7 protein-coding genes are annotated in these 14575 nt (G+C 60.6%); all 7 read left to right on the top strand.

The window, feature by feature from the left end; genetic code table 11:
- The first annotated feature begins 39 nt into the window (after positions 1 to 39).
- The 7 genes from JOE33_RS01835 to JOE33_RS01805 all read left to right on the top strand — a co-directional run bounded on the left by JOE33_RS01835 (position 40) and on the right by JOE33_RS01805 (position 14423).
- On the top strand, positions 40 to 3666 hold the full coding sequence (locus JOE33_RS01835; RefSeq protein ID WP_209924145.1) for a translocation/assembly module TamB domain-containing protein: 3627 nt from the start codon (positions 40 to 42) through the stop codon (positions 3664 to 3666).
- A gap of 119 nt (positions 3667 to 3785) precedes the next feature.
- A complete protein-coding gene (locus JOE33_RS01830) occupies positions 3786 to 4703 on the top strand; it encodes a LysR family transcriptional regulator (protein WP_122590786.1) in 918 nt (305 codons plus the stop codon).
- Between the two features lie 90 nt (positions 4704 to 4793).
- Complete coding sequence (gene tpx / locus JOE33_RS01825; protein ID WP_010429489.1) at positions 4794 to 5294, top strand: thiol peroxidase; 501 nt, start codon at positions 4794 to 4796, stop codon at positions 5292 to 5294.
- Positions 5295 to 5447: 153 nt separating this feature from the next.
- Positions 5448 to 6752 (top strand): MdtA/MuxA family multidrug efflux RND transporter periplasmic adaptor subunit, encoded by a 1305-nt coding sequence (locus JOE33_RS01820; protein WP_122529030.1) that lies wholly within the window; start codon positions 5448 to 5450, stop codon positions 6750 to 6752.
- Entirely contained in the window at positions 6749 to 9859 is a 3111-nt protein-coding gene (locus JOE33_RS01815; RefSeq protein WP_096126033.1) for an MdtB/MuxB family multidrug efflux RND transporter permease subunit, read from the top strand. Before JOE33_RS01820 ends, JOE33_RS01815 begins: the two co-directional genes overlap by 4 nt.
- On the top strand, positions 9856 to 12963 hold the full coding sequence (locus JOE33_RS01810) for an efflux RND transporter permease subunit (protein ID WP_010429496.1): 3108 nt from the start codon (positions 9856 to 9858) through the stop codon (positions 12961 to 12963). The genes JOE33_RS01815 and JOE33_RS01810 overlap by 4 nt, the downstream gene beginning before the upstream one ends.
- Positions 12960 to 14423, top strand: coding sequence for an efflux transporter outer membrane subunit (locus JOE33_RS01805; RefSeq protein WP_032614014.1), 1464 nt, complete (start codon positions 12960 to 12962; stop codon positions 14421 to 14423). The genes JOE33_RS01810 and JOE33_RS01805 overlap by 4 nt, the downstream gene beginning before the upstream one ends.
- The last annotated feature ends 152 nt before the right edge of the window (positions 14424 to 14575 follow it).

The following is a 14575-nucleotide window of genomic DNA, read 5'->3' as shown; positions in this document are numbered from 1 at the left end:
AGGGTCGTCGGGCTGGGAGTTTTCGCATTACTGCTGCTGATGATCATCAGTGTCGCGCTGCTGCTGGGTACCCATACCGGCAGCCAGTGGGCCCTGGCCCTGGCTCGGGTGCCTGGTGTACAGCTGGAAAACTTTCAGGGAAGACTGGGCGGCCAGTGGAGCGCCGAGCGTCTGGTGTGGCAGCAGGGCGCAGACCGCGTCGAGGTCCAATCCGTCGATTTTGCCTGGACGCCTGCCTGCCTGTTGAAGATGACGCTGTGCATCGACCGTCTGCATGCGCAGCAGGTGCTGATGCATTTCCCCCCTGGAGATACACCCAGCAGCGATGGCCCGATCCAGCTACCGACGCTCAAGTTGCCGCTCGCACTGCAACTGGGCGATATACAGGTAGGCGGTCTGCAGCTGGATGGCGTCGAACAGTTGCGCGATCTCAAGCTGGCAGCGCACTGGACAGCTGAAGGCTTGAAGATCGACAGCGCGCACCTGCAACGTGATGCGCTGGTTCTGGACCTTAATGGGCTGCTGAAACCCGAGGGCGACTGGCCCCTCAACGTGCAAGGTCAACTGCAACTTCCGCCGCAGGACGGTCAGCCGTGGATGCTGGCGCTGGATATCCAGGGCGACCTGTTGAAGACGCTGCAACTCAAGGCGGACAGCAGCGGTTATCTGCCGGGATTGCTGACCGGCGAGTTGCAACCCCTGACCGAGCACCTTCCTGCACGGATCAAGCTGACTGCCGAACACTTCAAACCCAGCGCTGCATTGCCTGACACTTTACAGCTCGACCAGTTGCTGCTGACTGCCGAGGGCAATCTTGACTCGGGCTACCTGATAGACGGCAGCGCCAGTCTTCCTGCCGAGAAAGGCCCTGTTGCGTTGTCATTGAAAGGACGTGTGGATGCCAACGGGGCAAACATTGCCGGGCTCGATCTGGCCGCAGATGATCAGCAGCGTCTGGCCATCACCGGCAAGATGAACTGGCAGAGCGGTTTTGCTGCTGAGGCGAGCGTCGACTGGCTGGATTTCCCCTGGCAGCGCCTGTATCCACTGGCGTCAGAGCCTCAGGTGGCATTGCATGCCTTCAAGGGTGATATTTCCTATACCGATGGCAATTACCTCGGCAATTTCAACGCCAGCCTCAAAGGACCTGCCGGTGCGTTCACGCTGGTCAGCCCGTTCAGCGGCAATCTTCAAGAGATCCATCTGCCGCAACTGGAACTGGTCGCGGGGCAGGGCAAGGCCAGCGGTTTTCTGAACCTGCAATTTGCTGACGGCATCGGCTGGGATACAGCCCTGGACCTGAGTGCGCTGGACCCTTCATTCTGGGTTGCCGAACTGCCCGGCACACTGGCTGGCCCGTTGCGCAGCAAAGGCCAGTTGCGCAACGAAAAGCTCGAACTCAGCGCCGACCTCGATTTGAAAGGACGCCTGCGGGGTCAGCCTGCGCTGCTGCAAGCCAAGGCCGACGGCCGTGATCAGCAATGGAATGTCAGTAGCCTGAGCATCCGCCTTGGCGATAACCGTATTCATGGGACAGGCAGCCTGCAGGAGCGCCTCAAGGGGCAGTTGGACCTGGATCTGCCGCGTCTGGCTCAGCTTTGGCCACGTTTGCAGGGGCAAGTCAAAGGCCGGCTGGACCTGGCCGGAACGCTGCAGGCGCCCCAGGGGCAATTGGCCTTGCAGGGTAGCCAGCTCGCCTTGCAGGACAATCGTCTGCAAACCCTGACGCTCAACGCCAGACTGGATCAGGTGCAGCGCGCAGTCATCAATCTGAAAGGTGCTGGTATTCAGGCTGGCGATACCCAGCTGGGCACCTTGCTGTTGGACGGTCAGGGTACCCTCAAGAACCAGCAACTGAAGCTGGACCTGCAAGGACCTCTGCTCAAGCTTGCCATTGGCCTTGACGGTGGTCTGGACAAGGGTGACTGGCGAGGCCGGCTGGCCAGCGGTACTGTGCAAAGCGGCGGGCAGAACTGGCGTTTGCAGCAGCCGGCGAAGATCGAGCGTCTGGCCGATGGCCGCCTCAACTTCGGCGCGCATTGCTGGCTGTCCGGGGCCGCCAGCCTGTGTGGCGGTGATCAGCGGCTGATGCCGGAGCCACGTCTACGTTATCAACTCAAGAGTTTCCCGCTGGACAGCCTGGCGCAATGGATGCCCAAGGATTTTGCCTGGAAGGGTGCGCTGAACGCAGATGTGCAGCTCGACATTCCTGCAGCCGGCCCAAGTGGCAAGGTCACGATTGATGCCGGAGGCGGAACGCTGCGGGTGCGCAACAACAATCAGTGGCTGGACTTCCCTTATCAGACGCTGAAACTGGCCACCACGCTGGCGCCCAAACGCATCGACACGCGTCTGGACTTCGACGGCGGCAAGCTGGGCAGGCTGCTGCTCAACGCGCAGATCGACCCGCTGGCCAAGGACAAGACCCTGGCAGGCGATTTCACCCTCTCGGGGCTGGACATCTCGGTGGCACGTCCTTTCGCGCCGATGGTGCAGAAACTCAATGGGCGTCTGAATGGCAATGGCCGGTTGTCAGGCACGTTGCTGGCACCACTGGTCAACGGCAATGTGACGCTTGAAGGCGGAGAAGTGGCGGGTGCAGAACTGCCCATGGAACTGCACGACCTCAAGGTCCAGGCGTTGATTGCCGGAGAAAGCGTCCAGCTCAACGGCGGCTGGAAAAGTGGTAGCACCGGACAGGGCAGCATAGGCGGTCAGGTGGCATGGGGGCAGAGCCTGAACGTCGATGTGAGCCTAAAGGGCTCGCGCCTGCCGATCAATGTCGAACCCTATGCGGCGGTAGAGGCCGCGCCTGACCTGAAAATCTCCATGCAGGGTGAGCGACTGGCCATCTCCGGCAAGGTGCTGGTGCCCAAGGGCGCGATTACCGTACGCGAGTTGCCGCCTTCCACTGTTAAGCTCTCCGGCGACACGGTGATCGTCGGACAGCAGACCGAGGAGGGCGCTCCGCCGCTGGCCGTGGCGATGGATGTCGATGTGGAAGTCGGCCAGGAAAAGCTCAGCTTCAGCGGCTTCGGGCTCACCGCCAATCTGGTCGGGCATGTGCACATTGGTGACAATCTGGACACCCGTGGCGAACTGAACCTGAACGATGGTCGTTATCGTGCCTACGGGCAGCGGCTGACCATCCGCAAGGCACGCCTGCTGTTTGCCGGCCCGGTCGACCAGCCTTATCTGGACATCGAGGCGATTCGGCAGACCGACGACGTGATTGCCGGTATCCGTCTGACCGGCAGTGCCGAGCAGCCCACTACCGAAGTGTTCTCCGAGCCTGCGATGAGCCAGGAGCAGGCGCTGTCCTATCTGGTCATGGGCAGACCGCTCAGCACTTCCGGCGAAGACAACAACATGGTCGCTCAGGCTGCGCTGGCGCTGGGGGTGGCAGGCAGCTCATCGACCACCGGCAAGCTCGCGGACAATCTGGGTATCAAGGACTTCGAACTGGACACCTCTGGAACCGGCGACAAGACCAACGTGGTTGCCAGCGGCAAGATCACCGACAAGCTCAGTCTGCGCTATGGCGTAGGCGTGTTTGAACCGGCCAATACCATTGCGTTGCGCTATCTGCTCAGCAAGCGGGTCTACCTCGAGGCCGCGAGCGGTGTTGCCAGCTCGCTGGATATTTTCTATAAAAGGGACTTCTGAGCGAGGGCCAATGGCGGTAATGGCCCGGCCCCGCGTTCAGCCGCCTGGCCTTTCCAGGATCTCCCTCTTGCAACTGCAAGTCCCTTCACTCGTCATCTACCTTCAGGTTGCCGGTCATCATGGATCGATTCAACGCCATGCGCGTGTTCACCCGCATTGTCGAGCTGGGCGGTTTCGCCAGGGCGGCCGAGAGTCTGCACATGCCCCGTGCCTCGGTGACGATCCTGATCAAGCAACTCGAAGCGCACCTGGGCGTACAGCTTTTGCAGCGTACGACGCGCCAGGTCAGCGCCACGCCGGACGGCAAGGCCTATTACCAGCGTTGCGTCAGCCTGCTGGCCGATCTGGAGGATGCCGAAGCATCGTTCTCGGCGACGGGGGCCGAGCCCAAGGGGCTGTTGCGTGTCGATCTGCCGGTCAGTCTGGGCCGTATGATCATCATCCCGGCGTTGCCTGAATTCAGCCGGCGCTACCCGCAGATCCGTCTGGAGGTCGGCATGAGTGACAGGCCGGTCGATCTGATTCGCGAAGGCGTGGACTGCGTATTGCGTGCCGGAGCGGCACTCGATGAAACGCTGGTTGCCAGGCCGCTTGGCAGTCTGACCCAGATTACCTGTGCCAGTCGCGAGTACCTGCAGCAACACGGCACGCCATTGAGCCTGCAGGAGCTCGCGCAACATCAGGTAATCGAATATTTTTCGACCAGTACCGGCAAGCGTTATGGCCTGGAGTTCATGGCCGATGGCATGGACGTTGAACACGCCTCGGCCTGCTCGATCGCGGTCAACAGTGCCGATGGCTATGTCGCGGCGTGCGAAGCGGGTTTCGGCCTGATTCAGGTGCCGCGCTACCATGTGGCCACGCAATTGCGCAGCGGTGTGCTGGTAGAGGTACTGCGATTGCATCGTCCGCCACCACTGCCACTGACGGCGCTTTACCCTCCGCATCGACAGTTGTCACGACGGGTCAGAGTATTCGTTGATTGGCTGGTGGAATTGTGTGCCCACACAGATATCAGGGACAGACTGGTTTCCTGAAAAAAATTCAGAATTATCCCATATAGGCCGCGGCACACTTTCGTGTTTAACTTCCGGCTCTTTCATCCATTTTGAAAAGGAACGTGTTTCATGGCTCAAGTGACCCTCAAAGGCAGCCCCGTCCAGGTCAGTGGCAACCTGCCTGAAGTCGGTAGCAAGGCACACGATTTCACGCTGGTCGGCGCAGGTCTTGCCGATAAAACCCTGGCTTCCTTCTCTGGCAAGCGCAAGGTATTGAACATCTTCCCGAGTGTCGATACGCCGACCTGTGCCACCTCGGTACGTAAATTCAACACCCAGGCCAATGACCTGAACAACGCCGTGGTTCTGTGCATCTCGGCTGACCTGCCGTTTGCCCAGGCCCGGTTCTGTGGCTCCGAAGGTCTGGAGAATGTCCAGAACCTGTCCTCGTTCCGCAGTGCCGATTTTGCTCAGAATTATGGTGTTGCCATTGCAGACGGCCCGCTCGCGGGTCTGACTGCGCGCGCCGTGGTCGTTCTGGACGAGAACGACAAGGTGCTGCACAGCGAACTGGTTGCCGAGATCGGTAGCGAGCCTAACTACGACGCTGCATTGGCTGTGCTGAAGTAACTTTCCGCTAGCTATAGACGGCCTGAATCCGCTCAGGCCGTTTTTTTTGTTTGTGCTTCATACGTTTATCCAAAGTAAGCGCTTGGTAAAGGCGCTTTGCTTGTAACGTAACTGTGCTTATTGTTCAGCCTTCTGAACAAACCCCCACCTGTAATGGTTGATTTATTCATGCAATCGTCTGGCTCCCGTAAATCCCGTCGCTGGTTGATCAGTTTGTTGGTCCTGCTGGTCATTGTTGCCTTGTGCTGGTGGTTCTGGCCTGCGTCCACTTCCGGCAAGGGGGCCGAGAGCAACAAGAAGCCTGCTGCAAGCGGCATGGCACGGCCCGGCTTCGGCGGCTCGGCTGTGGCTGTCCCGGTGCGTGTGGCCCCGGCCACCGAAGGGGATTTTCCGATTTACTACAAGGCGCTTGGCACCGTGACGGCGATGAACACCATCAATGTGCGCAGCCGAGTGGCGGGGGAGCTGGTCAAGCTTTATTTCCAGGAAGGGCAGATGGTCAAGGCTGGCGATCTGCTGGCAGAAATCGATCCGCGCAGCTATCAAGTGGCGTTGCAGCAGGCCGAAGGTACGCTGGCCACCAATCAGGCGCTGCTCAAAAATGCCCAGCTCGACGTGCAGCGTTACCGCGGGTTGTTTGCCGAGGACAGCATCGCCAAGCAGACCCTCGACACTGCCGAGTCGCTGGTCAATCAATACAAGGGCACGATCAAGACCAATCAGGCTGCCGTGGCTGACGCAAAACTGAGCCTGGACTTCAGCCGCATCCGGGCCCCGATTGCCGGGCGTGTCGGCCTTAAACAGCTGGATGTGGGCAATCTGGTTGCCGCCAATGACACCACCGCACTGGTGGTGATAACCCAGACCCAGCCTATTTCCGTGGCGTTCACGCTGCCTGAAAAAGACCTGTCGAAAGTCATTTCCCGCTATCGCACTGGCGACAAGCTGCCCGTTGAAGCCTGGGACCGTGGCGATACGAAGATGCAGGCCTCCGGCGTACTGGCCAGCCTCGACAACCAGATCGACGTGGCCACCGGCACACTGAAGTTCAAGGCGCGTTTCGATAACAGCGACGAGGTCCTGTTTCCCAATCAGTTCGTCAACGTGCGGCTGCGCGCCGACACGCTGAAAAACGTCACGCTCGTACCGACCGCGGCCGTGCAGTTCGGCACCGACGGGACCTTTGTCTATGTGCTGGACGGTGACAAGAAGGTCAAACTCAAGCTGCTGAAGACCGGGCCGAGCGACGAGACATCCACGGTGATTACCGAAGGTCTGGCAGCTGGCGAGCGGGTGGTGCTAGAAGGCACCGACCGCCTGCGCGACGGTGCCGAAGTCGAGGTCGTCAACGACAGCAAGGAAGTACCGGCTGGCCCGGCTCAGAAGCTGCAAGGCAAGCCTGACAGCAAGACCGACAAGTCGGCGGCGCTCGGCAAGGTGGAAAAACCAAACGTATGAACATGTCGCGCCTGTTCATCCTGCGCCCGGTTGCCACCACACTGAGTATGTTGGCAATCGTCCTGGCCGGTCTGATCGCCTATACCTTGCTGCCGGTTTCGGCGTTGCCCCAGGTCGACTACCCGACCATCAGGGTGATGACCCTGTACCCGGGCGCCAGCCCGCAGGTGATGACCAGCTCTGTGACCGCGCCTCTGGAACGTCAGTTCGGACAGATGCCCGGCCTGACCCAGATGGCCTCGACCAGCTCGGGCGGTGCGTCGGTCATTACGTTGCGCTTCAGCCTCGAAATCAATATGGATGTCGCCGAACAGCAGGTGCAGGCGGCGATCAACGCGGCCACCAACCTGCTGCCGACCGATCTGCCGGCGCCTCCGGTCTACAACAAGGTCAACCCGGCCGACACACCGGTCCTGACCCTGGCGATCACCTCGAAAACCATGTTGTTGCCCAAGCTCAATGATCTGGTCGATACGCGCATGGCGCAGAAGATCTCGCAGATCAGCGGCGTGGGCATGGTCAGCATTGCCGGCGGGCAGCGTCAGGCGGTACGGATCAAGGTCAACCCGGAGGCGCTGGCCGCCAACAGCCTCAACCTGTCCGATGTGCGTACCCTGATCAGCGCCTCCAACGTCAACCAGCCGAAGGGCAACTTCGACGGGCCAACCCGGGTTTCGATGCTGGATGCCAACGATCAGCTGAAGTCTCCCGAGGAGTACGCCAACCTGATTCTGGCCTACAAGGATGGCGCACCCTTGCGCCTGAAGGATGTGGCCGAAATCGTCGATGGTGCCGAAAACGAGCGACTCGCGGCCTGGGCCAATCGGAGCCAGGCAGTGCTGCTGAACATTCAGCGCCAGCCGGGCGCCAACGTGATCGAGGTGGTCGACCGGATCAAGGCGTTGCTGCCGTCGATCACCGAAAACCTTCCGGCCGGCCTTGATGTCGTGGTCCTGACGGACCGCACGCAGACGATTCGTGCTTCGGTGACCGATGTTCAGCACGAGCTGCTGATCGCGATCATCCTGGTGGTGCTGGTAACGTTCCTGTTTCTGCGTCGTTTCAGCGCGACGATCATCCCCTCGATTGCCGTTCCTCTCTCGCTGGTAGGTACGTTCGGCGTGATGTACCTGGCGGGTTTCTCGGTCAACAACCTGACGCTGATGGCCATGACCATTGCGACCGGTTTCGTCGTCGATGACGCCATCGTCATGCTGGAAAACATCTCCCGGCATATCGAAGAGGGCGAGACGCCCTTGCAAGCAGCACTCAAGGGCGCGAAGCAGATCGGTTTCACCCTGATTTCCCTGACCCTGTCACTGATTGCGGTATTGATCCCGCTGTTGTTCATGGCCGACGTGGTAGGGCGGCTGTTTCGCGAGTTCGCGATTACCCTGGCGGTCGCGATATTGATATCGCTGGTGGTATCGCTGACCCTCACACCGATGATGTGCGCGCGCTTGCTCAAGCGCGAGCCCAAGGAAGAAGAGCAGAGCCGTTTTTACCGGGCCAGCGGAGCCTGGATCGACTGGCTGATCGACATCTACGCGGGCAGGCTGCGCTGGGTGCTCAAGCATCAGCCACTGACCCTGCTGGTTGCCCTGGCCACCCTGGCATTGACGGTGCTGCTGTACATCGTGGTGCCCAAGGGCTTCTTCCCGGTGCAGGACACCGGGGTGATCCAGGGTATTTCGGAAGCGCCACAGTCGGTCTCGTTCGCGGCGATGAGCAAGCGTCAGCAAGCACTCGCCGACATCATTCTCAAGGACCCCGCAGTGGTCAGCCTGTCGTCCTACATCGGCGTCGACGGTGACAATGCAACGCTCAACAGCGGGCGTCTGCTGATCAACCTCAAGCCCCACGGAGCACGGGACCTGACCGCGTCCGAGGTGATCCAGCGCTTGCAGCCCGAGGTCGACAAGCTGTCTGATATCCGCCTTTTCATGCAGCCGGTGCAGGACCTGACCATCGAAGATCGGGTCAGTCGCACCCAGTATCAATTCAGCATGTCGTCGCCCGACGCCGAACTGCTGACGCTGTGGAGCGAAAAACTGGTGGACGCGCTTGGCAAGCGGCCCGAACTGAGGGATGTGGCCAGCGACCTGCAAGACAAAGGTTTGCAGGTGTACCTGAACATCGATCGTGATGCGGCCAGCCGGGTCGGGGTCACCGTTGCGAACATTACCGATGCACTGTACGACGCATTCGGTCAGCGCCAGATATCCACCATCTACACGCAGGCCAGCCAGTACCGCGTGGTGCTGCAGGCTGCGTCGGGCAGTGAGCTAGGCCCGGCGGCGCTCGAGCAGATCCACGTCAAGACCACCGATGGCGCACAGGTGAAGCTGTCGAGCCTGGCGCGTGTCGAGCAGCGCCAGGCACAGTTGGCCATTGCGCACCTTGGGCAGTTTCCGGCCGTGATGATGTCGTTCAACCTGGCGCCCGATATTGCCCTCGGCAATGCGGTGAAGGTAATCGAACAGGTGGAACAGGAGATCGGCATGCCGATTGGCGTGCAGACCCAGTTTCAGGGCGCTGCCGAAGCGTTTCAGGCTTCGCTGTCCAGCACGTTGCTGCTGATTCTGGCGGCGGTGGTCACCATGTACATCGTGCTGGGTGTCCTCTACGAGAGCTACATTCACCCGATCACCATCCTTTCGACCCTGCCGTCGGCAGCGGTGGGGGCTTTGCTGGCCCTGCTGATCAGCGGCAACGATCTGGGGATGATCGCGATCATCGGCATCATTCTGCTGATCGGCATCGTCAAGAAGAACGCGATCATGATGATCGACTTCGCGCTCGACGCGGAACGCAATCGCGGTGTTGCGCCTGAAAAGGCGATCTACGACGCGGCGCTGTTGCGCTTCCGGCCGATTCTCATGACCACCCTGGCAGCGTTGTTCGGTGCCATCCCGCTGATGCTCGCCAGCGGTTCCGGCGCCGAACTGCGGCAGCCACTGGGTTTGGTGATGGTCGGCGGGCTGTTGCTCAGTCAGGTCCTGACACTGTTCACCACGCCGGTCATCTACCTGTATTTCGACCGCCTTGGACGTCGCTGGAGTCGCAAACCTGCCGATCCGGACCGTCTGGAACGGGCTGACGCATGAACCTCTCAGCGCCGTTCATCCGCCGCCCCGTGGCGACCGTTCTGCTGAGCCTGGCGATCATGCTGCTCGGCGCAGTGAGCTTTCGCCTGTTGCCGGTGGCGCCGTTGCCGAACATGGATTTTCCGGTGATTGTGGTCTCGGCCAGTCTCGCCGGTGCCAGTCCGGAGGTGATGGCGTCCACGGTGGCAACGCCGCTGGAGCGTTCGCTGGGCAGTATCGCCGGCATCAACACCATGACCAGCAATTCAAGCCAGGGCACGACACGGATCATTCTGCAGTTCGATCTGAATCGCGACATCAATGGCGCTGCCCGGGAAGTGCAAGCGGCTATCAATGCCTCACGCAACCTGCTGCCCAGCGGGATGCGCAGCATGCCGACCTACAAGAAGGTCAACCCGTCCCAGGCGCCGATCATGGTGTTGTCGATGACTTCGACGGTTCTGGAAAAGGGCCAGCTGTACGACCTGGCGTCCACCATCCTGTCGCAGAGCCTGTCACAGGTTTCCGGGGTCGGCGAAGTGCAGATCGGCGGCAGCTCGCTGCCTGCCGTGCGTATCGAGCTGGAGCCGCAGATGCTCTCCCAGTACGGTGTATCGCTCGACGACGTGCGCACTGCGATCACCAGCACCAACGTAAGACGGCCGAAGGGCTTTGTGGAGGACGACCAGCACAACTGGCAGGTGCAGGCCAACGACCAGCTGGAAACCGCCGAGGATTATGCGCCGCTGATCATTCGCTACAAGGACGGAGCGACCTTGCGCCTGAAGGACGTGGCCAAAGTCAGCGACGCCGTGGAGGACCGTTACAACAGCGGTTTCTACAACAATGACCGTGCCGTGCTGCTGGTCGTCAACCGTCAGGCGGGCGCCAACATCATTGAAACCGTGGCACAGATCAAGGCGCAGTTGCCGGCGCTGCGCGCGGTGCTGCCGGCCAGTGTAAGTCTCAATATCGCGATGGATCGCTCACCGGTGATCAAGGCGACGCTGCACGAGGCCGAAATGACCCTGCTGATTGCCGTGGTGCTGGTGGTGATGGTGGTGTTCCTGTTTCTCGGCAGTTTTCGCGCCTCGCTGATTCCCACCCTGGCGGTTCCGGTGTCGCTGGTCGGCACCTTTGCGATCATGCACCTGTTCGGTTTCTCCCTGAACAACCTGTCACTGATGGCGTTGATCCTCGCTACGGGTCTGGTGGTGGACGATGCCATCGTCGTGCTGGAAAACATATCCCGGCATATTCACAACGGCCTCGACCCCATGAAAGCGGCTTTTCTGGGCGCCAAGGAGGTGGGGTTCACCTTGCTGTCGATGAACGTCTCGCTGGTTGCGGTGTTCATTTCCATCCTGTTCATGGGCGGCCTGGTCGAAAGTCTGTTTCGCGAGTTTTCCATCACCTTGTCGGTGTCGATCATCGTCTCGCTGATCGTATCCCTGACCCTGACGCCGATGTTGTGCGCGCGCTGGTTGAAGCCACGCGAAGCCCATGGGGAAAACGCCTTTCAGCGCTGGAGCGAGCGAGTCAACGATCGAATGGTTGCAGGTTACGACCGCTCGCTGGGCTGGGTGATGCGGCATCGACGGCTGACGCTGCTCAGTCTGCTGGTCACGGTGGTGGTCAATATCGCGCTGTACGTGGTGGTGCCCAAGACCTTTCTGCCGCAACAGGACACCGGGCAACTGATGGGCTTCGTGCGCGGTGACGACGGCCTTTCGTTTTCCGTCATGCAGCCGAAAATGGAGACCTTCCGCCTGTCGATTCTCGCTGACCCTGCGGTGGAAAGCGTGGCCGGTTTTATCGGTGGCAGCGGTGGCACCAATAACGCCTTCATGATCGTGCGCCTCAAGCCGATTGCCGAGCGCAAGCTGTCTGCCGAGAAAGTGGTCGAGCGCCTGCGCAAGAACATGCCGCATGTGCCGGGCGGCAGGCTGTTCCTGGCTCCGGATCAGGACCTGCAACTGGGCGGCGGTCGCGAGCAGACCAGTTCGCAGTATCAATACATCGTGCAGAGCGCTGATCTGGGCAGCCTGCGTCTGTGGTATCCGAAGATCGTCGCAGCGCTCAAGTCGATCCCCGAGCTGACCGCCATCGACGCACGGGAAGGGCGCGGCGCACAGCAGGTGACCCTGGTGGTCAACCGTGACACGGCCAAGCGGCTGGGTATCGATATGAACATGGTTACGGCGGTGCTCAACAACGCCTACAGCCAGCGCCAGGTATCGACCATCTATGACAGCCTCAACCAGTACAAGGTGGTGATGGAGGTCAATCCCAAATACGCGCAGGACCCGGTGACGCTGGAGCAGGTCCAGGTCATTACTGCAGACGGGCAGCGCGTACCGCTGTCGAGCATCGCCCATTACGAGCGCAGTCTGGCCAATGACCGGGTATCGCATGACGGTCAGTTCGCTGCCGAAAACATCTCCTTCGATCTGGCCGAAGGGGCCAGCCTCGACAAGGCCACCGTGGCGATAGAGCGGGCGATTGCCGCCATCGGGCTGCCTTCCGACATCATTTCCAAAATGGCCGGGACTGCCAATGCCTTCGCCTCTACGCAGAAAAGTCAGCCGTGGATGATCCTCGGTGCCTTGCTGGCGGTGTACCTGGTGCTGGGGATCCTCTATGAAAGCTACATTCATCCGCTGACCATCCTCTCGACGCTTCCTTCCGCAGGGGTTGGCGCATTGCTGACGATCTATGTGCTGGGCAGCGAATTCAGTCTGATTTCATTGTTGGGGCTGTTCCTGCTGATTGGTGTGGTCAAGAAAAACGCGATTATGATGATCGACCTTGCCCTGCATCTGGAGCGCGAGCAGGGAATGACACCGCAAGAGTCGATCCGCAGCGCCTGCCTGCAGCGCCTGCGGCCCATTCTGATGACCACGATGGCCGCCATCCTGGGCGCCTTGCCGCTGCTGCTGAGCACCGCCGAAGGCGCTGAAATGCGCAAGCCGCTGGGCTTGACCATCATTGGTGGCCTGATCTTCAGCCAGGTCCTGACCCTCTATACCACCCCGGTGGTTTACCTTTATCTCGACCGTCTGCGCCATCGTTACAACAAATGGCGTGGCGTGCGCACCGATGCTGCTCTGGAAACTCCGCTATGACCGAACGCCTGGCATTCACCTCCCGCCCGACAGGGTTGATTCGTCCATTCGCGCTGGGGCTTTGCGTCGTGCTGCTCAGCGCCTGCGCTGTGGGCCCGGATTACCAGAAACCGTCCATGGCCGCACCCGCTCAGTTCAAGGCTGCGCAGGGCTGGCGTGCGGCCACGCCAAGTGACGGGATGGCCAAAGGTGCATGGTGGGAGGTGTACAAGGACCCGCAACTGAACGCCTTGGTCGAGCGCCTCAACACCTCCAACCAGACCGTCGCCCAATACGACGCGCAGTATCGACAGGCACAAACACTGGTGCGCAGCTCCCGGGGTGCATTTCTGCCGACCCTCGACCTGACGACCGGCAAGACCCGCTCGGGGCAGGGCACTGGCACCTCGAATAGCGGCACGAGTGTCTCGGGAATTCGCAACAGCTATAACGCGCAACTGGGCGTAAGTTGGGAGGCCGACGTCTGGGGCAAGCTGCGTCGCGGGCTGGAGGCCGACACCGCCAATGCTCAGGCGAGTCTTGCCGACCTGGCCGCGATGCGTCTGAGCCTGCAATCGGAGCTGGTGCAGAATTACCTGCAACTGCGCGTGATCGATGAACAGAAGCGCCTGCTGGAATCCACGGTGGATGCCTATCAGCGCTCCCTGACCCTGACGCAGAACCAGTACCGCGCCGGTATTTCCGGAAGTGACGCTGTCGCGCAGGCGCAGACGCAGTTGAAAAGTACCCAGGCCGACCTGATCGATCTGGCTTGGCAGCGTGCGCAGTATGAGAATGCCATCGCCGTACTGATGGGGATGGCGCCGGCAGACTTCAGTCTGCCCGCCACCACCTCGATTCCGCAGTTGCCGCAGATTCCGCCAGGCCTGCCTTCGCAGTTACTCGAACGCCGCCCTGACATTGCCGCCGCCGAGCGCTCGGTCATGGGTGCCAATGCCAACATCGGCGTGGCCAAGGCCGCTTACTATCCGGACTTCACGCTGAGCATGAGCGGCGGTTACAGCAGCAGTACCTTTGCCAACTGGATCAGCCTGCCCAATCGCTTCTGGTCGGTGGGCCCGCAGCTGGCGCTGACCCTGTTCGACGGCGGCAGGCGTTCGGCCGAGGTTGATCGTACCGAGGCCGTGTATGACCAGACTGTCGCCCAGTACCGGCAGACCGTGCTGAACGGTTTTCAGGAGGTCGAGAACTATCTGGTTCAGCTCAAGGTGTACGAGCAGGAAGCTGCGGTGCGCCAGGAGGCGCTGGTCTCGGCTCGTGATTCGCTGCGCCTGACCAACAATCAATACAAGGCCGGGCTGATTGGTTACCTGGACGTCGTCAATGTTCAGGCCACCGCATTGAGTAACGAGCGCAGTGTGCTCAGCGTGCTGCAAAGCAGGTTGATTGCCAGCGTTCAATTGATCGCCGCACTGGGCGGAGGCTGGAATGCCGAGACAGGTTTGACGCTCCAGGAATGAGTATTTCGGGTTTAAAAAGCAGTTTTCCAGTGAACTGTTCGCATTAATCGAAAAAATAATAGCTACTCGCCATCTTTTCGACCGGCTGCCGCGACATTTGGCCGCTAATGCGTACAATCACCCGCACAAGATCGGCATGGACGCGCTCATTG

The sequence above is a fragment of the Pseudomonas sp. PvP027 genome (assembly GCF_017833005.1).
Lineage (GTDB): Bacteria > Pseudomonadota > Gammaproteobacteria > Pseudomonadales > Pseudomonadaceae > Aquipseudomonas > Aquipseudomonas congelans.
The sequence above is the reverse complement of the archived record's forward strand: the minus strand, read 5'-3'. Positions and strand labels throughout refer to the sequence as shown.

Bases quoted from the DNA above. Each gene is read 5' to 3' on its own strand.
- JOE33_RS01835 (WP_209924145.1), top strand. From the start codon at position 40: ATGATCATCAGTGTCGCGCTGCTGCTGGGTACCCATACCGGCAGCCAG.
- JOE33_RS01830 (WP_122590786.1), top strand. From the start codon at position 3,786: ATGGATCGATTCAACGCCATGCGCGTGTTCACCCGCATTGTCGAGCTG.
- tpx (WP_010429489.1), top strand. From the start codon at position 4,794: ATGGCTCAAGTGACCCTCAAAGGCAGCCCCGTCCAGGTCAGTGGCAAC.
- JOE33_RS01820 (WP_122529030.1), top strand. From the start codon at position 5,448: ATGGTTGATTTATTCATGCAATCGTCTGGCTCCCGTAAATCCCGTCGC.
- JOE33_RS01815 (WP_096126033.1), top strand. From the start codon at position 6,749: ATGAACATGTCGCGCCTGTTCATCCTGCGCCCGGTTGCCACCACACTG.
- JOE33_RS01810 (WP_010429496.1), top strand. From the start codon at position 9,856: ATGAACCTCTCAGCGCCGTTCATCCGCCGCCCCGTGGCGACCGTTCTG.
- JOE33_RS01805 (WP_032614014.1), top strand. From the start codon at position 12,960: ATGACCGAACGCCTGGCATTCACCTCCCGCCCGACAGGGTTGATTCGT.